Genomic DNA, 21,242 nt, shown 5'->3' with positions numbered 1-21,242 from the left:
TTTAGCAAATGGATTACTTTCTTTATGGTGCACCCAAAATATTACCTGGTGAAGCGCTATCTTCATGGATACATCGTCTTTGCCAGCAGCAAGGATTTTCTATGTCTAATTTATTCGAGATACTTGGAGCAAAGAAACCCAAAGATGTGGACCGTGAACTCTTCTCAATTTGGGTATCAAACCTGATGCAACTTTGCAGAATAGCCCCCCACAGCTTTGACATTCCAATTGCGGTATCAAAAGCGGTTGGAAAAACACGGCCCTTACGACAACACCTACGGATAACAAACAATAAAGCCCCATGGACTGCTTTCTGTCCGCAGTGTCTCAAACATGACGCTATCCCCTACTTCCGTATCGAATGGCGCTTTCGCTTTTGGGAGTCATGTCCGAGACATTTGATACCCCTGTTCACAGAATGCCCTAACTGTAAAAGTAAACTTCAGTTGGATAAGGCTATCCTCACTTCGATCGAGGTTTTGCCAACTCTGGCATTCTGCTACTTCTGCCACGCCGAATTAAAAAGTGGAGGCGAAGACATGTCTTTATTAGCTGACGATGAACTAGAAGTGAAAGTGCATACCCAAAGGAATATGATGGCTAGCATAGTCAACGGATATTGCCTGGTTTCGCCACTTCAAGAGAAATTGTCACTGCATGTCATGATGCGACTGTACCAGACAGGCCTCTTGATGCCCGCGAGTCGACTGGATTTCGATCGTCCGTGCCAGCCCCGGCAGAAAGAAGTATTGCTTCGATTTGTGAGAACGGCGCAAATTAAGCTACGTAAGAGAGAACTTCTGCACGAGCGGGCCGGAAGAAGAAGGAAAACGTTCAGGAATAACCACGTCGCTCAACAAAGTACCATTGAAGAGCTTGTTCGATTGCCAAATTGGGCCTATAAAATGAGATAGTTAATTTGGCTGATGCTGGCGAGGCTCGCCTACCACAGCTCCCGCAATAGCGTTAATACCTTTCTAGGTGCACAATCCCTTAGAATTTGCTGTTCCGAGCACTGCTCTCTAATAACTGTATTGCAAGGACCTATGCACTAAGCGGATGCTGAAGGCCGCGCTCGTCGCATCGTAGGATGAAGCTTCCCAGAACGGCACGGAGCTAAATCATACAAATACCTGAAAACGAAATGACAAACTCTGTAATTAGATGAGAAGACCTGCAACGAATAGAATTTTATGCATAAAGACAAAATTCGGAGCAAAGCTCAAATAGTGTCGCTGGAAGCGGCATGGGAGCGGTCCAAGTTCATCGCGATTGCTCATGAGGATGAGGATTGGCGGCAGACCGTTGCAAGTTTTGCGCTAGAGGGGATCGTGTCACCGATGACGATGCGGAACGAGCGAGACGCATGCTGTCCGGTGACAGCGTGTTGGAGCAAGCATTGGAACAGGTACGAACTTCCTATCGGGATTGGTAGACTGGCGGCGTTTTTCTTTGTCATTCAACCAATAAAAAAGCCGGTGGGGAGGATTTTCCCGACCGGCTTTTTTTAGCGACCGCATAAGGCGCAATTTTATTGCCATATCTAGTGTGGGTGGTGGCGCTCGTAGATACGGCCTTTAAGTCATTTTTCAGCGTGATTCCCATTATTACTTATTTCAAATGGATTAACATTTTGACCAATGAAACGAAGTACCGGTGCAACATGCAAAAACATTATAGGAATAGCGTGACTTTTATCCGATAACAAAGAAGACAGGAAATCCAAGTCATCCGCTAGGCTCCCAATACGTGGACTTGGCGGATCCTGATCAAATTTGTAAAGAGAGGACTCTAAAATTTCCCAATAATAGTCTTCAGTCAACTCAATCTCTTTAATTTTTAAATCATCAATTAAATGAGAAAAAATTGCATTTACTACCGACCTAAACTCTTCTAAGTTTATTGTCTTATTTTTTCCCATGTTCTCTTTCACATTTAGCTAAAAGATTGCGAAAATTTATAATTTGATACCATAAAACTTCAAGTCGCGCATTAAAAATTTGAGTATAACGTTCCATATTTCCTGCATTGTACGCAGCAGCAAGATGGCCTTTATTATCGCCAGCGCTAGGATTTTCGACATAGTCAGCATATTTTTTCTCATGCTCTCTCAACTGATCTCTATATCCTTTACATGGATCTTTATCAGGAGGTTCAGGAGTACAAGAATTAGTGTCAGGACTTGGCTTGTATGGCGGCAGTTTGACATCTGGATCTATGGGAATATCCGGCGTATTTGAACAGATAACCGTCAGGCCATACCATTGACACCCCCAGGACAGTCCTGATGCATCTGTTCGACCAACTGGATTTCCTCCTGTGTACGCAAAAGTGTTAATACCTCCTTGCAGCCCAATCGGGTCGGATTGAAGGTATCGTCCGGTACTCGGATCGTAATCCCTAAAGTAGTTGTAGTATGTTTACCCTGACACACTTCCGTCGTACAGACTGCCTTTTTTCCTAGTCCATTCAACGGCTTAGCTCGATTTTTCCTAACCCCACCCCTCAGTTTCGTAAATTTTTCCTAGACACGATTTTCGCCTGCACGTGGAGGCCAGCTTAAATTTAGCGATTCATTCGGCACAATATTATTGCTTTACGATCCTGAATAGTGAGCAAGATGTTCAGCAACTGCGCGCTTCCCTAAGATAGTCGCTAATTGCATTGGGGTGTTTCCGCCGGCATCTCTGGCCATTGCGTCGGCGCCGAAATTGAGTAGCGTCTCAACAGCAGATAAATGTCCAGCGGCAGCAGCTCGATGTAAAGGTGTCATTTTTTCCTCTCCTTTAACATTTACATCCGCCCCATTTTTCACCAACATAGTAATAGCCTGCACGTCGCCCCATCCCGCTGCAACGTGCAGGGGAGCATTCCCAAAATTGCCAATAGAATTCACCTGGTCCAAGGGTTTACCCAAAAATTCTGGGATATCCGCCATCCGCTCAAATACTTCATTTAAAGTAGTCATATTTAAGGGCATTCTTTTGAACAAAATCTGCTGATTTTGTCATTTAAGTTTTCGATTGCCTGACGCAAGTTACTGATGACGTTCACATGGCCAGGCTCTTCACTACCGGGATACCATTTTTTACTGTATTGATCGCGATCTGCAATACATTGTTTTGCTCGATCTCTCCGCCACTTCCACTTTTCACAGTTGGACAGGCCCGGCGGCTCTGGCTCATCACAACGTTTGTGATATTGCTGCCGCTCCCAAACGCGTTGCGCTTCATCCACTTTATCAAGTAGCGACGCAATCCAAGGCTGCACCGTAGGATTTATATACTGACCAATTTGCCAGCCGCCATAACCTGCACCGGCTACCGCTGCTGCGGCTCCAAAACCGATAGCTCCGCCACCTGCGCCAGCGGCCCCCGCCCATCCATTACCCAGAGCAATAACACTGGTCCCATTAGGATCAACATTGGAAACTGGATCACCATAAACATAGCCAAACGTATTAATACCGCCGCTCAATCCAATGGGGTCACTCTCCAGATACCTCCCCGTCTGCGGATCGTAGTCCCTAAAGTAGTTGTAATGGGTATTGGTTTCCTTATCAAAGTACTGCCCCGGGAAACGCAGGTTGAACTCCGTCTGCTTCCCTGAGTTGGCCGGATCTTGATTCGCTACAGTGGCGCCAAACGGTTCATCCTGCCCCCACTGCCACACGACTCCATTGTCCTTGTCTGTCAGGAGTCGCGGCGTATTCAAATGATCTGCCTGGATATAATACACCTGCTCTGACCCACCTGTTCCGTTGCCATTGTTTGCATTGACGATCACGGTTACTGCAGAGGATGTGGTGGCTCCTCCAAGGTTATCCGTCGCCTTCACGGTCAGAGTGTAAGTTCCAGCCGCTACATTAACCCAGTTGAAACTGAACGGTGCCTGCGTGACGATACCCAATGAGGTAGAGCCATTGAAGAATTCCACCTGGCTGATGCTGCCGTCCGAGTCGGCGGCTGTGGCCGTCAGTGCAACAGTCGCCGGAGCGGTCGCATTGCTGGGGCTGGCCACTAGATGTATCGTCGGCGGTACATCGACCACGATGCCTGCAGGGCTGGTAGTAGTACTGGCTCCCTGATTGTCTGTGGCAACTGCGGTAATGCTGTAACTGCCAGTGGCCAGGTTAGGGACAGTCACCGTGTACGGCGCCTGGGTAACAGTGCCGAGTAAGCTGCCGCCGTTGAAGAAGGCAACCTGAGCCACTGTACCGTCGCTATCGGAAGCCGTCGCATTGAGCGTCAAGTTGGCCGGTGGCGTAATGCGTTGGCCGTTAGTTGGGCTGGTCAACGTGACACTCGGCGGCAGGTTGGCCGCTACCGTCACGGTTACAGGAGTGCTGACACTGCTAGCGCCCAGGTTATCGGTGGCCTTGGCCGTGATAATGTGACTGCCTACGGAGATATTACTCCAACTCAACACGTAAGGAGACTGTGAGACTACGCCGAGCGACGTACTTCCATCGAAAAATTCTACTTGCGCTATCGCTCCGTCGCTATCGAAGGCATAGGCCGCCAACGTGGCATTGGTATTCGGTGGGGGCAAAGTTAGATTTGTGCTCGGACTCACCAGACTGATACTTGGTGGCACGTTGGCCCGTATTGTTAAAGTTTTGATCAGGCTGCTTACGCTGTTGCCCGAACCATCGGTTACCTTTGCGGTAACTTTGTAGCTACCAGGAACCACATTGCTCCAATTCAGTACGTACGGAGCTGAGCTTGCTATGCCAAGAGATGTGCTGTCATTAAAGAACTCCGCTTGCGAAACAACCATGGTGGGATTCGTAACACTAGCGTTCAGTACGATATTCGCAGGAGCGAATAGTGTTGCTCCGTTCAAGTTGCTGGTGTTTCCTGTGCCGATCGCGTTTAGTTTTTTTAAACCGGCACCGTTAAGAGCTACAAAGATGACAGAGCCATCGGCCAATGCCACTAATTTATCTGCGCGATCAGATACTAATTTAGTCATTTGCCACTGCGCATCAAGGTAATAGATACCATTGTCGGCGCCCAGTAACCAACCGGATTCGAATTGTATCAATGCGATTGGTCCTGCACCAACACTGGTGGTCGTTATGAGTTGTTGCAACGTTTTATCTTGCTTAATTAAGTACAGGGTCTTGTTGTCGTACGATGGCATCAACATTTCGCCCGCAGCGGTGAACGTAAATGCTGCTGGTCCATGTATCACGCCCGACGGTATGTAGACGCTATCGTGGCCCGCATCGTCTATCTGATAGATATTTCCTGATGCATAGCTCGCCGAGTACAGTTGCCCGGTTGGGCTATATTTTAAAAAGTTCAGGTCGGCGTTTGTATTGAGGACCTGCTTCGTACCGTCGAATGACAGACGGGTTAGGCCGCTTGACGTTTGCACCAGAATACCATTGCCGCCTTTGGCCATGACGAGGCTGCGAGGATTAGAAAGACCGGTCCATTGTATGCCAATTGAACCATCCGGCTTGATCTGCACCACTTTGCCGGTATTGGTTGGCGTCGTATACAGATTGCCAGCCTGGTCTACCACAAGAGCATCCGACTGGGTCGCAGTAATCCCTGGGAAATATACCGCGCTTTGGTAACCCCCGGTCGCTGGATTCGCGCTGAAGCTGGTGTTAAGCCGGGTATTCGCTGGGCCTGTCAGGGGGGAACTCAGTGTCAGAGTGACTGGTGGAGGGGTTGTTGTTCCAACCGGGGCACCCACAAGCTGCTTGATTCCAGCCGTGTTATAGGCAACAAACAAGTTGGTGCCATTATCCAGAGTAATGAGGTTGTCCGCGCGATCGCTAACCAACTTGCTCTGCAAATGCCATTGTTCATCATACACGTATATTCCATCAGTGGTACCAACCAGCCAACCTTGCCCATAATATCTTCTCACCATGATGGGGCCGGAAATCGTCAGCAAGGTCTGAATGCTCTTGTCTTTCTTGATGAGCAATATCCTGCCGCTGCCGTAACTCGGTATCACCAAGTCACCATTGTCGTCAAAGCTGAAGGATGTCGGTTGTGAGACGGTCCCTGTTGGAACAAATTCGCTGACCTGACCTGCATCATTAATTTGGTAGACTTTGCCTGCGCCGTAGACAGTGCTATATAAAGTCCCATCCGGTGCGTAGCCGATATACCCAAGATCAGTCTGGGAATTAATAGAAGTGATAGTGCCGTCAAAGCCCAGTTTCCTTAAGCCGGACGCAGTGCTGGTCACGATTCCACTGCCGTCTTTGGCTTCCGCCAAGCCACCGGGTCCATTAAGTCCCGTCCACTGCATCCCTGCTGTGCCATCAGGTTTGATCTGCTGTACATAACCTTGGTTCATGAAGGTCATATAGGCATTGCCGGCATGATCCCTGACTAACGCACCGCTACTTGCTTGCGTATACGCTGGCCAGTAAGGCGCAGTAGAAGCTGCTGCGGCTGCTGAACTGACCGTTGCCAGCATCACAGCTGCTATTGTCAGCGAGATCCAAATCCGTTTCAGTATGGTGAATGGTGACACTACTTTCCCCTTTGCCGTATCCCATCCTGTGGGATACGCGCCTTCATTTTTAGTGATATTGATGCTGTTGTCGGTACCGCGTGGTCATTGGCGTTGTTGATGGCCTAATGCTGGAACATGGCCACAGGCATGTCCCCCAGATAGACATAGTCCTTGCCGTTGCTGCCGCTGGTCTCGGCAATCAACTTGCCGCCACTGTCGTAGTGGTACTGCGTGCTGCCGGCAGGACTGCTCTTCTGGATGCGCTGGCCCAGCGCATTGACGGTGTATTGCACCGTGCCCACACTGGTCACCGCGCTGGTCAGGCGGCCGCGGGCGTCATAGGTGAACTGGTTGCTGCCGTTGTTGGTGATGCTGCCGTTCAGGTCGGTGGCGATGCTGGTGGTTTGCGTGCCGGTGATCTGGGTCAGCTTGTTGCTGTTGGCGGCGTAACTAAGGGTGGAACTGGTGCTGCCGGTGGCCTGGCTGGTGCGGTTGCCGGTGGCGTCGTAGCCATAGGTACGGCTGCTGGTGGCGGTCAGGGCGCTGGTGAGGCGGTCCAGTCCATCGTAACCGAGAGTCGTGGCGACGTTGTTGACGTCGGTCAGGCTGGTGATATTGCTGGCCGGGTCATAGCCGAGCGCCTTGGTCTGGTTGTTCAGCGTATAGCTATTGATACGGCCATCCAGGTCGTAGCTGCGGCTGATGGTCTGGCCGGCGCCGTTGATATACGACTTCACGCCGCCAAACGGCTGGTAGTTCACTTGGGTGACGACGATGGTGATGGTACCGTTGTTGTTGCTGTCGATCTGGCTGATGCGGCCCATGCTGTCACGGGTATAGACCAGGCTGCGTCCGCTAGGATAGGTGATGCCGGCCAGGCGCCCTGCACTATCGTAGCTGTAGCCTGTGGTGTAGCTGATCGCACTGATGGTCCGCACTTCGGTGAGAACGCGACCGCGCTGGTCGTAGATGTACTGGATGCTGCCGCTGGCGTCACTGACCTGGCTTAGCCGGCCCAGGCCGTTGATACCTTGATCGTAGGTGTAGGTCACCGCGCTGTTGTCGGCATAGGTAATACTTGTGACACGGTTCAGCGCGTCATAGGTGTAGCGGGTGAGCTGGCCTTTGGCATCGGTGCTGGTCTTCAGGTTGCCGGCCACATCATAGGTATTGACCGTGGCGCCGGTATCGGGACTTTGCTGCTGGGTCAGGTTGCCCAGACCATCGCGGGTGTAACTGGTGATGAGGTTCCTGGGATCAGTGACACTAACAACCTGACCTTGTCCGTCGTAGCCGGTCACGATGATTGGACGCGCGGCGCCGCTGGTCGGCGCCGGCAGGGTCTGCTGCGTTAGCCGGTTCAGTGGATCATAGACTTGGTTGGTGACCCGGCCCAGAGGATCGGTGATCTGGGTCAGGTTGCCGACGACATCGTACTGATAGTTATAGGTCGTGTTCTGCGTTTGCGCAAAGGCAGTGCCGGAGGCTAGCAGCGCGATGGCAATGGTCAAGGGTGAGAGTGGCGTGCGGCACTTCATTGGGCGGCTCCGGTGACTTGTTGCAGGCGGTTGAGGTTGTCGTAGACGCGGCTGATCTGGCGGGCCAAATTGCCATTAGGATCCTTGATTTGTTCCTGAGTGCGATTGCCTCGCAGGTCCAGTGTGTAGATGATGCTGTTGCCCAGACTGTCGCTGACCTGGGTCAGGCGATGGGCGTCGTCATATACATAGCTCACCGAAGATCTATCGGGCAGCGTCACCAATTTGATCTGACCGACGCCGTCATAGTCGTAGTTGGTGCTCTCTACCGTGTTGCCGGACGTCACGACCCGGCTGGTGAGCCAGCCGCGTGGGCTGTAAGCCAGGTCGGTGGTGGCGCCATTAGGCTCGGTGATGTGCCCTACCCGGCCGTTGGCGTCGTAATTGGTTAAACTAGTGACGTGCCCCAGCGCATTGGTGACGGTAGACAGATTGCCGCTACCGTCATAGGTATAGGTGGTCACGTCCGTGACATCGGTGCGTGGGCCGGTGACCGTCAAGACCTGGCCGAGGTTGTTGTAGGTGTAGGTCCAGGTGCGGGGACTGCCGGTCAGCGTGGCACCGAAACCGGCGGCGCCATTGGCATCTGTTGTGGCCTGTTCAGTCTTGGTCAGGACATTGCCGGAAACATCGTAGGTGTAGGTGGTGCGCAGCAGTGGTTCGCTGATCGACAGCGGCAGACGGTAGGTAGTGTACCAGCTCGTCATTACCGTCCGGGCTTGTGGTGTGCCAGAAGCCTCAACCCGACTTGTTTCCAGATTACGGCCCAGGTCATAGCCGTACGTCGTGACGATGCCGTTCCAGTCTGTTGACGACGTTACGTTTCCATTTCCGTCGTAGGTTCTTGCTTTGGCCGGCCCACACTCGACGCAGGGCTGGTCGATGCCGGCGTTCTTGGCAACACCCAGTACGAGCTGATAGTTGTAGCTGCGAGTCGTCGTTTGTGGGTTCGACGGCGTACCGAGATAGTGGGTAATCGTATTAATACTTTTGCCGGACGAGTCTACAGTACCGTACGCCAGGCTGACTTTTTCGACTCCGCCGGCGTGCTGCGATGAGGTGGCTAGGCCTTGGCAGTCATAAGTCCAGCTAGCGTAGCGCACACCGTTCTCGTCTGTAATGCCGGTCAGGCTGTTAAGCAAGCTGCCGAAACCGTTGCCGATCTGGACGGTGTTGGCGCAGGCTGTTCCGCCATTGATCTGGGCAGCTTCGTTGTAGTGGTAGGTCTTAGTTTTACCGTCCGGATAAGTGATGCGGGTCAGATTGTTCGCTGCACATGCACGATTATTTGCATCTGGTGTCGTACACCCACCTGAGGCGCCATCATACTCGTAGCTGTAGACCAGATTGGCAGGGTCATAGAATTTCGCAATGCGGCTTTTGGCGTCATACTCGAACTGAACCTGACGACCCCAGCTATCGGTAACACATAGAAGCAATCCGGCAGGTAATACGTCTCCGGTCTGGACATGCGGGCAAACAGGGGCACTGGCCGGAACTCGGCCTACACTGCTGTTATTGCTGATGCCGTCGCTGTAAGTCAATTGACGTACGCGCCCGTTTTGACTCGTGATCGACAGCAGCAGTCCTTTCGCATCATAGGTCTCTACGGACTCGTTTTGTGAAACATATAATTGCCAGCTCGTGAGCTTACCGTTACCGTCTCTGGTGGCTGTCAACCTATCGTTATTATCCGGATCTTGTATGTAGACGGAATTGGGACCAACGACGACGATCGATTTGTTGCCATTGGCTCTTTGAATCGAGAGGACTCGCTGCGTTTCATCGATAGAGGTTGAAGGGTAAATGCAGTAGCGATAATTATTATCGGTACGTATCCAGCAGGAATACCATTGATAGGGAGAAGGTAGTGTGCTCACACCACCTAGATCTGTCACTGTGGCGTCATATGCGTAGGTCCAGTTGGCTCCGAAGGACCTGGACTGCGATGCATTGATGGCCAGCGGATTGCTGTTATAGGTGCGGCGAACACTCAATTCCCCAGAGGATGAACTGTCTAGATAGTCGATCTCAGTCTGGTATTTATTGCCATTGCCAGGATTAATGGGATTGCCGCAATCTTGTTGGTCTTTGTTCGGGTCAACATGGCAGGAAGGACCTCCCTTATCGTAATTGATTTTAGGGGTACCGCCATTATCTTCTCTTACAACTACACATTTTTTGACGTCATCGAAATATTGCGTACCGCTCGGACACTCGCACGACTTCCCGTCCAAAGATAATTGGCTTCCGATTGGACAATTTAGCATCGTAAACGCGAAGGTCTGACAGCCAGTCCCACTGTCGCCATTGCAAGCATATTGATTTCGGAGTTGAGCCCCAAATGGCCCCAACCCACAGGTCGGATACGACTGGTTGGGATTGGTATGCGCGGCAAAATAAGTACAGGATGCTGTTGGGTCAGGTAGGTCGGACGCCATCATCCCGCCAGTTCTCCACAATCCCTTTACTGTACTAGTTGAAGCAATACTGGCTCCCGAATAGAGTATGAATAGCACGCTTAAGATAAGCATAAAGATTATCTTTTGTATGTTGATACTAAGGGAGTCAACACTGGTTTTCGCGTGAATACGTCGATTATTTGAAGCTGTGACCCAGCCAAGTTGTAACGCCAAAAAATTCATATGCATTTAGTTCCCCGGAACTAGTTTCTTGTGGTTAATTGAATTTCGATAACCCGATTAAAATTGGCTAATGCCATATTGCTATTTCATTTTTTGTGAATGTTATCATTAATGACAATATTTCCAAAGAGAAATTAATTCCACGCAACTTGTTTTTCTTGCTAAACTCCGTTTTTTGAAAGATATGCCAGTAAGTAGAGAGCCATGAATCACCGCCAGTTGCCCCCCCCCCTTTTCACAGCAAAGAGGTCTTTATATCTAATGGGCAATCGCTCCGCTAATACTTTGAATCGAGGATTCACACTGCTCGAATTGCTCGTGGTCATTGTCATCATTGGTTTGCTGGCTGCCTATGTCGGCCCAAAATACTTTTCCCAGCTAGGCAAATCCGAAGTGACCATCGCCAAAGCGCAAATAGAAGCTTTCGAAAAGGCCCTCGATACATACCGCCTTGACGTTGGTCATTACCCTACTTCTGAGGAAGGTCTAGCTGCCCTGCTAGTAAAACCAGCTGCCGCAGCAAATTGGAATGGCCCATACCTAAAAAAGAATGTCCCTCTTGACCCGTGGGGCCATGCCTATGTGTATAAGGTGCCAGGTACCAAAACTGAATTCGACATCTTGTCCTATGGTAAAGACGGGCAACCCGGCGGATCCGGGGAAGATACAGATATCACCAATAACTAAATTGGTACAGACGCTGCCTCGCTCAGTCGAGGTCTGACATTACCCATACATCTCCTCTACTCTAAGCTCAACGAAGCGTAAAACCTTATGCAGTACCAAATACGCGCCCTTTCACCTGACCGCTTGCTGACACAGCTCGTTATCGATGCCGTTGATGAAAGCGATGCACGCCGTCAGGTCGAGGCGAGAGGCTTATTTGTGGCGGCGATTCAACCCACGCGCAACTCCCTGCTGAGCGGCAATCGCTTGACAAGTTCTGGCAGTCGACACTTGCCCTTGGTATTGTTCAGCCAAGAATTGCTCGCACTCTTGAATGCCGGCCTGTCTATTGTTGAAGGGCTGGAGGCACTACTAGAAAAAGAATCCAATCAGGCTACGCGCGCCATTCTTGAGCGATTGTTGGGGGGACTGCGAGAAGGTAAACGTTTTTCCGCTGTGCTGGCGGAACAGCCTGGGCTATTCCCTCCGTTGTATATCGGCATTGTCAAAGCGGCGGAAGGTACCAGCGATTTGCCGCGCTCGTTGTCCCGCTTTATTGATTACCAGCAGAGAATCGACAGCGTACGCAGCAAAATCGTCAGCGCAGCCATCTACCCGATGATCTTGCTGTTGGTCGGAGGCGGCGTTTCCTTCTTTTTGATCGGCTACGTCGTACCGCGCTTTGCAGAGGTCTATCAAGGTGCCGGCCGCGACCTGCCTTGGATGTCGCAATTGCTGCTGGATTGGGGGCAATTCGCGGCGACGCGCACCAAAACTTTGCTGGCAGGTCTCAGTTGCGTGTTACTAATATCCGCCGCTGCGTTTCGCCAGTTGTTGGCCAAAGGCGGGCTGATGCAATTGATTGCGCGCTTGCCAGGCATTGGTGAACGGATAAGGATTTACCAGCTTGCACGCTTGTATTTGACCTTAGGCATGTTGCTGGAAGGCGGCATTCCTATCGTGACAGCGATGACCACGGTGCTGGGCATCGTTTCCAAGGATATACAGATCGGCGTGCAGCGTGCAATCGACACTATTCAATCTGGCGCTCAATTGTCGGAAGCTTTTGCCAACAATAATCTGACCACGCCGATATCACTACGCATGTTACGTGTGGGAGAAAGATCGGGGGAGCTTGGCTCTATGCTCACCCAGTCCGCCGCATTTTATGACGGTGAAATCAGCCGCTGGATAGACAGGTTTACACGCACCTTTGAGCCACTGTTGATGGCAGCGATAGGCATCATTGTCGGTACCATTGTTGTCTTGCTGTACATGCCTATTTTTGATCTGGCAGGCAGTCTGTCATGAGTGCTTTGATCAAGTCATTGGAGGCTCAGCCCTTATTCACATTGGATCCTAGCTTGTTGCAACAGGCTCGCTCGCTCGCGACGGCATCCCGGCGTTCAGTCATGTCGGAGCTTGAAGATCTGAGCAAAGTGGATTTACGTCAACTTGTGCCAGCGGTGGCTCTCGCCTTCGACATGCTGACAATGGAAACTGCCGACATGCTGGCCCTGCTTCCGGCGTTTGACCTGATGCCTTTGTCCAAAGCCATGCAGCGTCACTGCGCCTTGCTGCGCCATAGCCAAGGCGAGCTGATTGGTGTCGTAGCGGATCCCTTCGATGCGGACCTACAAACCTGGATTGAGACCCAGGCGCGCAGACCATTGTCGCTGCGCTTGGCCTTGGCTGCCGACATACAGGCCTATTTGTCCAAGCAGGAAGAGTCAGCGCGCGCAGTCGACAATCTGGCACCGACAGCGAATGATGCAAGACGGGATGGAAAAACCGCAGCGGTGCTGTCCTTTGCCTCCGTCAGCGAAGCCGCCAGCCCCGCAGTTAAACTGGTCAACTCCACTTTGTATGACGCATTGAAAGCCGCCGCATCCGATATCCACCTAGAAAGCACTGCCGAAGGACTAGCCGTTAAATATAGAGTAGACGGGGTCCTAGACCATGCGACGACAGTCAATGGCATTGAGCTGGCAGAGCAAGTCATATCGCGGTTGAAAATTCTGGCAGAGCTGGATATTGCTGAGCGACGTATTCCCCAAGACGGCAGTTTTCGTGTCGAGGCTACGGGACGGGAAATAGACTTGCGCGTTTCCATCATGCCCAGCATTCACGGAGAAGATGCAGTTATCCGTATTCTCGATAAGCGGGCCATGATCGAGGCGTATGGATCCTTGACGCTGGAAGCATTGGGATTCGACGCTGAATCGCTAGTCAGCCTACGCAACCTTGCCGAAGAGGCCTATGGCATGCTGCTGGTGACCGGGCCAACCGGCTCCGGTAAGACCACCACGCTGTATGCGGCGCTGACGGAAATTCACAATGGCCGCGATAAAATCATTACGATTGAAGACCCGGTGGAATACCAGTTGCCGGGTATTTTACAAATTCCCGTGAACGAAAAAAAAGGACTGACCTTCGCCAAAGGCCTGCGTTCCATATTGAGGCATGACCCGGACAAGATCATGGTCGGCGAAATACGCGATCGCGAAACCGCAGAGATCGCTGTGCAATCGGCATTGACGGGCCATTTGGTGCTAACCACCGTGCACGCCAACAATGTATTTGATGTATTCGGCCGCTTTACCCACATGGGCATTGACCCCTATTCCTTTGTCTCTGCGTTGAACGGCATCTGGGCGCAGCGCTTGATAAGGCTGAACTGCCCTCATTGCGCAGTTGCACATATCCCAACGGATGCTGAACTGGCTCGCGTCAATTTGAGCAAGGATGATGTAGTTGCTTATCGTTTCAAGCAAGGTGCCGGCTGTGGTGACTGCCGCGGTACCGGTTACAAGGGCAGGCGTGCGATCGCAGAAATATTAATATTGAATGACGAGATTCGCGAGTTGATTATCGAGAAGCGGCCGATACGCCAGATCAAGGAGGCAGCGCGCTTAAATGGCACGCGTAGCCTGCGCGAAGCAGCATTGGAATTAGTCAAACGCGGCGAAACGACGCTGGATGAAATAAAACGGGTGACCTTGCATGCTTGATTGGCGTAAAGGCACACTCAGGATAGGTGTATCCCAGCAAGGCATTGGCGTGTTACACACGACCGGCTGGCGTTCGCGCACCTCTATTTTGCTTGATCAACGCTTTGATATAGAAGCGGCGGCCAGCCCTCTGGAGTTACTTTCGCGCTGCCAGGTAGCAATCGGCAGCATCAAGCTTAGCGGCATGCCGGCTACCGTCGTGCTCAGCGATGACTTCGCCAGGCTGTTCATGGTGGCACCACCGCAGAATGTTATCAGTTTGCAAGACTGCAAGGCCGCCGCAGCCATGCGCTTTCAGTCGCTCTATGGAGAATCCATGGCGAGCTGGCAGTTGGCCGCCGACTGGAATGCGAGCCGTCCCTTTCTTGCCTGTTGCCTACCTCATCCTTTGCTCAGCGCTCTGCAACAATTCGCGCGAGAGAGTAGATTTCAATTGATCAGTGTGCAGCCTCAGTTTGTCGCCTCCTTGAATGGTTGGCGACATCGACTTCACAAGGATGACTGGTTCGGCCAACTGCACAACCGGGTACTTAGCTTAGGAGCGACGGTCAACAGGAAGCTCCATGCAATACGAGCAACGAATATTCCTGATGATGCACAAGGCAACGACTGGCTGCAACAGCATGTCGCCAGGGAGGCTTTGCGACTCAACCTGCCTGTCCCGCGTAGATTGCAGCTATGCGGAGAAATCGACAAACTTGCTCTAAGTCCAACCGAAGCGAAAGGGACAGATGCACTTATCTGCAGTGCATTGCGAGATCCTTTCTTGCTAAAAGTCCAGACTTTGCCATCGCCGCACATTGCGCTAGCACGCAGTGGAGTGAAGCTATGAACGAAATTCGTGTCGACTTCGCGCCACCTTCGCTGCGTCGTCGCATAGCCAGCGCGTCAATATTTACATGGTTACTGTTGGTTGCGGGACTTTCTCTGTCGGCTTCTGCAGCTTGGTCCATAAATGGATTCGTAGAGTCGTATGAGGCACAGGCCACGACCATCGCCCGACTCCAGACCAAACTAAGCCGGCGTACCCTGGCAGTGCCTGTCGTTGAAAAAATCACGATTCCTGAACCGCAAGCAATCGCCGTCAACCATGCAATTGCACAACTGAATTTGCCTTGGCGCGATGTGTTGGATGCAATAGAAGCCGCCACCCCAAAAACGATCGCCTTGCTGGCGCTGGAGCCGGATGCCAAGCGCAATCTGATCAAGGGCTCTGCGGAGGCAAAGTCCAGTTCAGAAATGATCGCCTATATCGAAGAGTTGAAGCACCAGGCTTTCTTTGTCTCAGTGATCTTGAATAAGCACGAAATCAACGAACGCGATCCGAATAAGCCATTGCGCTTTCAGTTTGAAGTGCAATGGGCGGAGGACGCCAAATGACGATGCAAAGAATTCGGCAGGCAGGCTTGCAGTTGTATTTGGGCTTACGCCGATCCGGCTGGCTGATCAATGTTGCCGCGCTGCTGTTCATCTTGGGAATTTTCGGCTGGAGCGTGGGTGTACCGCATTTCAAAGAGAAGCTGGCCGTCCAACAGTCAAAATTACAGCGGTTGCAGCATACTGTTGCATCACTACCACCTACCGTACTACCCGCTAAGATGCCGGTCGCGCAGCTTCGGCTGAAGGATTTTTATGCAGCATTGGGTGAGCAGCGCTATCCTGAACAGCAGGTAAAAACCCTGTTCGCGATCGCTGCCAAAAACGGCTTGGCACTCTCTCAGGCAGAATACAAAGCAACTTATGATAGCGCTGGCCGATTCCATACCTACAGAATTCAATTACCGATCCGTGGGCAATATCCGGTGATTCGTCAGTTCTGCGAACAAGTACTATTGGCCATCCCATTTGCATCGCTGGATGAAATCACCTTTAAGCGTGATGCAATCAACAATCCCCAACTGGAGACCAAGCTGAGTTTTACTTTGTATCTGAATGCTAAGCAAGACCAGGTTGCCGGCGGTGAAGTAGCAAACCGCAAAGCAGGAATAGAGTGATGAACACGAAACACGTGCTGATGGCAGCCGGTTTGTTGGTCACTGCGTGGCTGGCATTTTTTGCTGACAAGACGCCCAACACGGGCGTCACAGAAGCGGTCAACCGCACAACTACGTCTGAAACAAAATCGGCTACAAGGGAAGTTGCTCCCATCCCAGTGACCGGTTCGACGATCAAATCACCGTCATCCGCTGTTACTACCAGTGGGCGTTCAGGCAAAGAAAAAAAAGAGATCAGCATTCTCGAACTACGTCCCAGAGACCAATTACTGGGGAGCACGTCGTTCGAGAAAGGCACAGATGGCGTATTTGCAGCCCAAAGCTGGGTACCGCCTCCTCCGCCCGTGCAGAAACCTCCGCCTCCACCACCGCCGACGGCGCCTGCGCTACCGTTTAGTTACCTGGGGAAGAAGAATGAAGATGGAAAACTGGAAATTTATATTGGTCGCGGCGACCAGACCTACATCGCCCGCGAGCAGATGGTGATCGATGACACTTACCGAATCGATGCTATCAAACCGCCATTGATGACCTTTACCTATTTACCACTGAAACAAGTGCAAACTCTTACCATTGGAGGCGTCGATTGATGCCGCATGATCCGACACAGACGCCGGTTAGCTCTAATACAGAAACGTCAAATAAATTAAAGACCTCGAAACCCGCGGACACGTGGACTAACTTCGACGAAGAGCTGAAGGGGAAACTCTCTAAAAAGATCGTTGTCTGGACGACGGGCTGCCTAGGCATTCTACTGCTGACGGCTTGTGCAGGACAGATGGCCTATCGTAACGGGAAAGAATTGGTCGCAGACGGTAAAGTAGAACAAGGCCTGGCAAAATTCCAGGAAGCGATTACCTATGCCCCACAGGACGCCCAGTTTCGCTCCGCCTACCTGCAGACACGTGAACGCGCCCTGAATAGTTATCTGGAGCAGGCGGACAAACTTGCCAACGGTGGACAACGTACCGACGCCGAAAAACTGTATCAACGCGCCCTCTCTATCGCACCTGGTAATGAACGGGCAAAAGCGGGGCTGTTGGCATTGGACGTAGGTCAGCGTCATACCAAAGCTCTGCAAGAAGCTAGCGCGGCTTTCAATAAAAAGGATGTAGAAACTGCGCGCGCCAGACTGGCAGGCATCTTAGCCGAGAACCCAGAAAACGAGCAGGCCTTGGCGTTGCAACGGGCCATCAACGAAAGAACCATGCGACCAGCATCTGAGTCGCTATTGGCGGCTAATTATAAGAAGCCGATCACGATTGAATTCAGGGATGTAGCGTTGAAACAAATTTTTGATGTAATCTCGCGCAGCTCCGGCCTGAATTTTTTGTTCGACAAAGAGGTCAAAACGGATCAACGGACTTCCATCTTCCTGAAGAACAGTACCATTGAGTCAGCGGTTCATTTCACGTTGCTGACGAATCAGTTGGAGCAACAGGTATTGGATGGTAATACCATACTGATCTATCCGAATACTGCAGCCAAGCAAAAAGACTATCAGGAGATGGTGGTTCGCACTTTTTTTCTGACGAACGCAGATGCCAAGAATGTCGCCAACACCATCAAAACGATAGTTAAATCGCGCGATATCGTCGTCGATGAAAAACTGAATATGCTGATCGTACGCGATAGCCCAGACGCGATAAAAATCGCAGAAAAACTTATCGCCCTGCAAGATGTCGCCGAACCGGAAGTTATGCTGGAAGTAGAAATTTTGGAGGTAAAACGCACCCGCCTGCAAGACCTAGGTATTCAATGGCCAGGGAGTTTGAGTCTGACACCTTTGTCCCTATCGGGCGTATCAGGCACCGGCACGACCAGCAGCAACTTGACACTGAACGACCTGCTGCATCAGAACCAGCGGAGCATAGGTGCCAGCGTGGGCACGACAACAATCCGGGCCAATGTTCAGGATTCGGATGCAAATCTGCTTGCCAATCCCAGGATACGCGCCCGTAACCACGAAAAAGCCAAGATCCTGATCGGCGAACGCGTCCCCAATATTACGTCCACTGCGACTTCAACTGGCTTTGTCTCTCAGTCGATTAACTACATCGATATCGGTCTGACTTTGAATGTGGAGCCAACCGTATATCTGGACGACGATGTTGCCATCAAGGTGTCGCTTGAAGTCAGCAGCATCATTAACCAGATTACCACGCAATCCGGCACCAGCGCATATGAAATCGGAACGCGTACTGCCAGCACGGTACTGCGCCTGAAGAATGGCGAAACTGAGGTATTGGCGGGCCTGATCAATGACCAAGAACGCCGCTCAGGGAACAAAATTCCTGGCATAGGTGAAGTACCCGTTGTGGGCAGGCTGTTTGGCAACACTAACAACAATGATGAAAAGACAGAGATTGTCCTTTCCATCACGCCACATCTGATCCGTAACATCCAGCGACCAGACGCAACGCAGGCAAGCTTCCGCTCCGGAACAGAAAACAGCCTTCGTGTGCGCCAGGATTCCACCATCACCAATCCTGTTACGACGGCTCCAACTGTAACCAACCCAAGTGGAACCCAACAGAATCGCCAGGCGCCAGCCGCACCTGCAACGGGTGCCAATGATGCATCCATGGGAAGCGGATCGTTAGGCTCCGCGTCCGGGTCTTCCAACGCCAACCCAGTCATCGTTGCCCCTGACCTACAGGGTGGAATTTCTGGAGGCGGCATCCCTTCTGCGAGCGGCGCCAAGCCGGTGTTGCAGGGGCCACCGCAGGCGAAAGTCGGCGACACCATTTCCTTACAAGTAGTGATGCAGTCGGATCAGCCGATTGCAAATTTGCCTTTGACCCTGCGCTATGACAACAAAGTATTGCAGGTGACTGGGATTTCGGAGGGAGATTTCATGAAGCAAGGCGGCGTGCAGACTCGCTTTACCAGCGGGGTTGATACCAACGGCAATATTTTAATAACCGATACCCGTGCCGATAATTCGGGCGTGGCATCGCCAGCGACCTTGGTGACAGTCAATTTCCGCACCTTGGCTGAGATGCCGGCAACGCAAGTGCAATTGATCAGCATGACTGCCACTGGCCCGGTTGGAAACCAGATCAACGCCGTTCTACCCGCGGCCTACTCTGTCCAGGTGATACGGTAAGCATATGCAACTCTGCGACCATAATGCATCTTCTTATCATGCGTAAATCTGCGCCTCCCTTCCTTAGCTCGCAGGAACAAGCCAACGCGGGTTTTACGTTGATTGAATTGCTGGTCACTTTGGCGATCATGGGTGTGCTTGCCAGCATAGCAGTCCCGGTCGCCCAGGTCACAATTCAGCGTAGCCAAGAAAATGAGTTGCGGCAGGCCATACGAGAGATTCGCCGCGGCATTGATGCCTACCAGCGCGCCAGTAGCGAGGGACGGGTTTCCAATCCTGTGGGAAGCAGCGGATACCCTAAAGATCTGGAGATACTGGTGGAGGGCGTGCCGGACCAACGCGACCCTAAACGGAACAAGATTTACTTTTTAAGGAGGATTCCCAGGGATCCGATGAGTCCTGATACCAATATACCGGAGTCAGCATCATGGGGAAAGCGCAGTTACGCGAGCGAAGCGAATGATCCGCAAGAAGGGGATGACGTCTATGACATCTATTCCTTGTCCCAGAAAGTGGGATTAAACGGCGTTCCTTACAACAAATGGTGAGCGCATGAATACATCCGTTAAACCTTATTCGAAGCCAGCCGGTTTTACGCTGATTGAACTGCTGGTAGTACTCGCCATCGTTGCGCTATTACTGACTTTGGCAGTGCCTCGCTACTTCCAAAGTATCGAGGCATCCAAGGAAACAGTATTGGCACAAAACCTCAATGCGACTAGGGAAACGATCAATAAATTCTATGGGGACACAGGCCGCTACCCGGAATCGCTGTCAGAGCTAGTGGGTAAAAAATATCTACGCGAACTTCCCTTCGACCCGATCACGGAAAGCAACACGACCTGGCTGATCTTGCCACCAGACGACAGCGCAATGGGGAATGTATATGACATCAAGAGTGGTGCCGTGGGATTGAACCGCAAGGGGCAGGCCTTTGCCGACCTATAGTCATTCCAACATAACCGGGGTGCGTCGCCTGAGCCCATATGCTCGTGGGCTAAAATCAAGAGCGCGAGGGTTTACTTATATCGGTCTGCTAATCACGCTGGCTATTATAGGTGTCGCGACCGCTGCGACTTTGCAACTCGGTCTTGTGATTCAGAGAAGGAATGCGGAGCAAGAATTGCTCACCATCGGTAGAGAATTTCGCGCGGCCTTGATTAGCTATGCCAGCGCGACGCCGGCAGGACAATCGTCTCGCCCTCGTACTTTGGAGGATCTGTTAAAGGATCCTCGTTATCCTAATATTCGCCGGCATCTGCGAAAAATCTATGATGATCCGATCACGGGCAAAGCTGAGTGGGGAGTTTTAAATTCACCGGATGGGTCAGGTATTATTGGCGTGCATAGTTTGTCGACTGAGGTACCGATCAAGATCGGAAATTTTGAGATGGAGTTTCGGTATTTGAGTGGAAAAACTTCTTATTCGGACTGGGTCTTTGCTCCGACAATTTAGTAACAGATCCGATGATTAAACTACGCTGAACGTGGAAAATTACTGTTATCCATAGTCTAATGCACTGCATGTAATCCTAGAACCATTGTAGCGCGACTGCATTTTTTTGATATTATCAGCACAATTCTAGTCGGATCCCGGAGTATCACTTGGATCGGCGACGACGTTCAAGACTTTTTTCGAGTCTACTTGAAAACCAACGATCAAATTCTTGGTTCGTTGCGGGACTCGCAAGTTGGTCTTCGTAAGTCAGGCGCTCATAATCCTTACTCCCGAACTCGCGCCCAACTGGCGCCATGCCGAGCCAGGCCCGCTCCTCTTCTTGTCATATGATTTG

At 51.5% G+C, this 21,242-nt stretch carries 18 protein-coding genes and 2 pseudogenes; 13 read left to right on the top strand and 7 right to left on the bottom strand.

Going from position 1 to position 21,242, the window contains the following annotated elements; genetic code table 11:
* Positions 1–8 precede the first annotated feature (8 nt).
* A complete protein-coding gene (locus tag IEW12_RS16845) occupies positions 9–914 on the top strand; it encodes a TniQ family protein (protein ID WP_188567235.1) in 906 nt (301 codons plus the stop codon).
* A gap of 279 nt (positions 915–1,193) precedes the next feature.
* Positions 1,194–1,511: a hypothetical protein gene (locus IEW12_RS16840; protein ID WP_188567234.1), complete on the top strand. Its 318-nt coding sequence runs from the start codon at positions 1,194–1,196 to the stop codon at positions 1,509–1,511.
* 71 nt (positions 1,512–1,582) lie between these two features.
* Here the strand turns inward: IEW12_RS16840 and IEW12_RS16835 are convergent, their stop codons facing one another.
* The 7 genes and pseudogenes from IEW12_RS16835 to IEW12_RS29115 form a co-directional block, all read right to left on the bottom strand.
* Complete coding sequence (locus tag IEW12_RS16835) at positions 1,583–1,921, bottom strand: hypothetical protein (protein ID WP_188567233.1); 339 nt, start codon at positions 1,919–1,921, stop codon at positions 1,583–1,585.
* Positions 1,908–2,405, bottom strand: a pseudogene (locus tag IEW12_RS29195) (RHS repeat-associated core domain-containing protein); the annotation flags it as partial. The gene IEW12_RS16835 and the pseudogene IEW12_RS29195, both read right to left, overlap by 14 nt.
* Before the next feature lie 191 nt (positions 2,406–2,596).
* The gene (locus IEW12_RS16825; protein WP_188567232.1) at positions 2,597–2,968 is read right to left on the bottom strand and encodes an ankyrin repeat domain-containing protein; all 372 of its coding nucleotides are present in this window, start codon (positions 2,966–2,968) and stop codon (positions 2,597–2,599) included.
* Between the two features lie 2 nt (positions 2,969–2,970).
* Positions 2,971–6,504: an Ig-like domain-containing protein gene (locus tag IEW12_RS16820; protein ID WP_188567231.1), complete on the bottom strand. Its 3,534-nt coding sequence runs from the start codon at positions 6,502–6,504 to the stop codon at positions 2,971–2,973.
* A 104-nt stretch (positions 6,505–6,608) separates the two neighbouring features.
* The gene (locus IEW12_RS16815) at positions 6,609–8,024 is read right to left on the bottom strand and encodes an RHS repeat domain-containing protein (RefSeq protein ID WP_188567230.1); all 1,416 of its coding nucleotides are present in this window, start codon (positions 8,022–8,024) and stop codon (positions 6,609–6,611) included.
* Positions 8,021–9,463, bottom strand: a complete 1,443-nt coding sequence (locus IEW12_RS16810; RefSeq protein WP_188567229.1) for an RHS repeat domain-containing protein — start codon at positions 9,461–9,463, stop codon at positions 8,021–8,023. Before IEW12_RS16810 ends, IEW12_RS16815 begins: the two co-directional genes overlap by 4 nt.
* 465 nt (positions 9,464–9,928) lie before the next feature.
* Positions 9,929–10,294 (bottom strand): annotated as a pseudogene (locus tag IEW12_RS29115) (DUF6531 domain-containing protein); the annotation flags it as partial.
* Between the two features lie 636 nt (positions 10,295–10,930).
* On the opposite strand from IEW12_RS29115, the gene gspG reads away from it, so the two are divergent.
* From gspG to IEW12_RS16755, 11 genes are all read left to right on the top strand, one after another.
* The gene (gspG, locus tag IEW12_RS16805; protein WP_188567557.1) at positions 10,931–11,356 is read left to right on the top strand and encodes a type II secretion system major pseudopilin GspG; all 426 of its coding nucleotides are present in this window, start codon (positions 10,931–10,933) and stop codon (positions 11,354–11,356) included.
* Positions 11,357–11,443: 87 nt separating this feature from the next.
* Positions 11,444–12,646 (top strand): type II secretion system F family protein, encoded by a 1,203-nt coding sequence (locus IEW12_RS16800; RefSeq protein WP_188567228.1) that lies wholly within the window; start codon positions 11,444–11,446, stop codon positions 12,644–12,646.
* Complete coding sequence (locus tag IEW12_RS16795; protein WP_188567227.1) at positions 12,643–14,346, top strand: GspE/PulE family protein; 1,704 nt, start codon at positions 12,643–12,645, stop codon at positions 14,344–14,346. The genes IEW12_RS16800 and IEW12_RS16795 overlap by 4 nt, the downstream gene beginning before the upstream one ends.
* Entirely contained in the window at positions 14,339–15,178 is an 840-nt protein-coding gene (locus IEW12_RS16790) for a hypothetical protein (protein ID WP_188567226.1), read from the top strand. The genes IEW12_RS16795 and IEW12_RS16790 overlap by 8 nt, the downstream gene beginning before the upstream one ends.
* The gene (locus IEW12_RS16785) at positions 15,175–15,726 is read left to right on the top strand and encodes a PilN family protein (RefSeq protein ID WP_188567225.1); all 552 of its coding nucleotides are present in this window, start codon (positions 15,175–15,177) and stop codon (positions 15,724–15,726) included. The genes IEW12_RS16790 and IEW12_RS16785 overlap by 4 nt, the downstream gene beginning before the upstream one ends.
* Positions 15,723–16,340: a hypothetical protein gene (locus IEW12_RS16780; protein WP_188567224.1), complete on the top strand. Its 618-nt coding sequence runs from the start codon at positions 15,723–15,725 to the stop codon at positions 16,338–16,340. Before IEW12_RS16785 ends, IEW12_RS16780 begins: the two co-directional genes overlap by 4 nt.
* Positions 16,340–16,930, top strand: coding sequence for a hypothetical protein (locus IEW12_RS16775; RefSeq protein WP_188567223.1), 591 nt, complete (start codon positions 16,340–16,342; stop codon positions 16,928–16,930). Before IEW12_RS16780 ends, IEW12_RS16775 begins: the two co-directional genes overlap by 1 nt.
* Positions 16,930–19,449, top strand: coding sequence for a secretin GspD/PilQ domain-containing protein (locus tag IEW12_RS16770; protein WP_229751168.1), 2,520 nt, complete (start codon positions 16,930–16,932; stop codon positions 19,447–19,449). The genes IEW12_RS16775 and IEW12_RS16770 overlap by 1 nt, the downstream gene beginning before the upstream one ends.
* A gap of 38 nt (positions 19,450–19,487) precedes the next feature.
* Positions 19,488–19,997 (top strand): type II secretion system protein, encoded by a 510-nt coding sequence (locus IEW12_RS16765; protein WP_188567555.1) that lies wholly within the window; start codon positions 19,488–19,490, stop codon positions 19,995–19,997.
* Between the two features lie 4 nt (positions 19,998–20,001).
* Positions 20,002–20,397, top strand: a complete 396-nt coding sequence (locus IEW12_RS16760) for a type II secretion system protein (RefSeq protein ID WP_188567222.1) — start codon at positions 20,002–20,004, stop codon at positions 20,395–20,397.
* Positions 20,384–20,905 carry a type II secretion system protein gene (locus IEW12_RS16755; protein WP_229751167.1) on the top strand — a complete coding sequence of 174 codons (522 nt, stop codon included), beginning with the start codon at positions 20,384–20,386 and terminating at the stop codon, positions 20,903–20,905. Before IEW12_RS16760 ends, IEW12_RS16755 begins: the two co-directional genes overlap by 14 nt.
* The last annotated feature ends 337 nt before the right edge of the window (positions 20,906–21,242 follow it).

The organism is Parundibacterium terreum (assembly GCF_014636315.1).
Lineage (GTDB): Bacteria > Pseudomonadota > Gammaproteobacteria > Burkholderiales > Burkholderiaceae_D > Undibacterium > Undibacterium terreum.
Note: the sequence above shows the minus strand (reverse complement) of the source record. Positions and strands in the feature narration are given on the sequence as shown.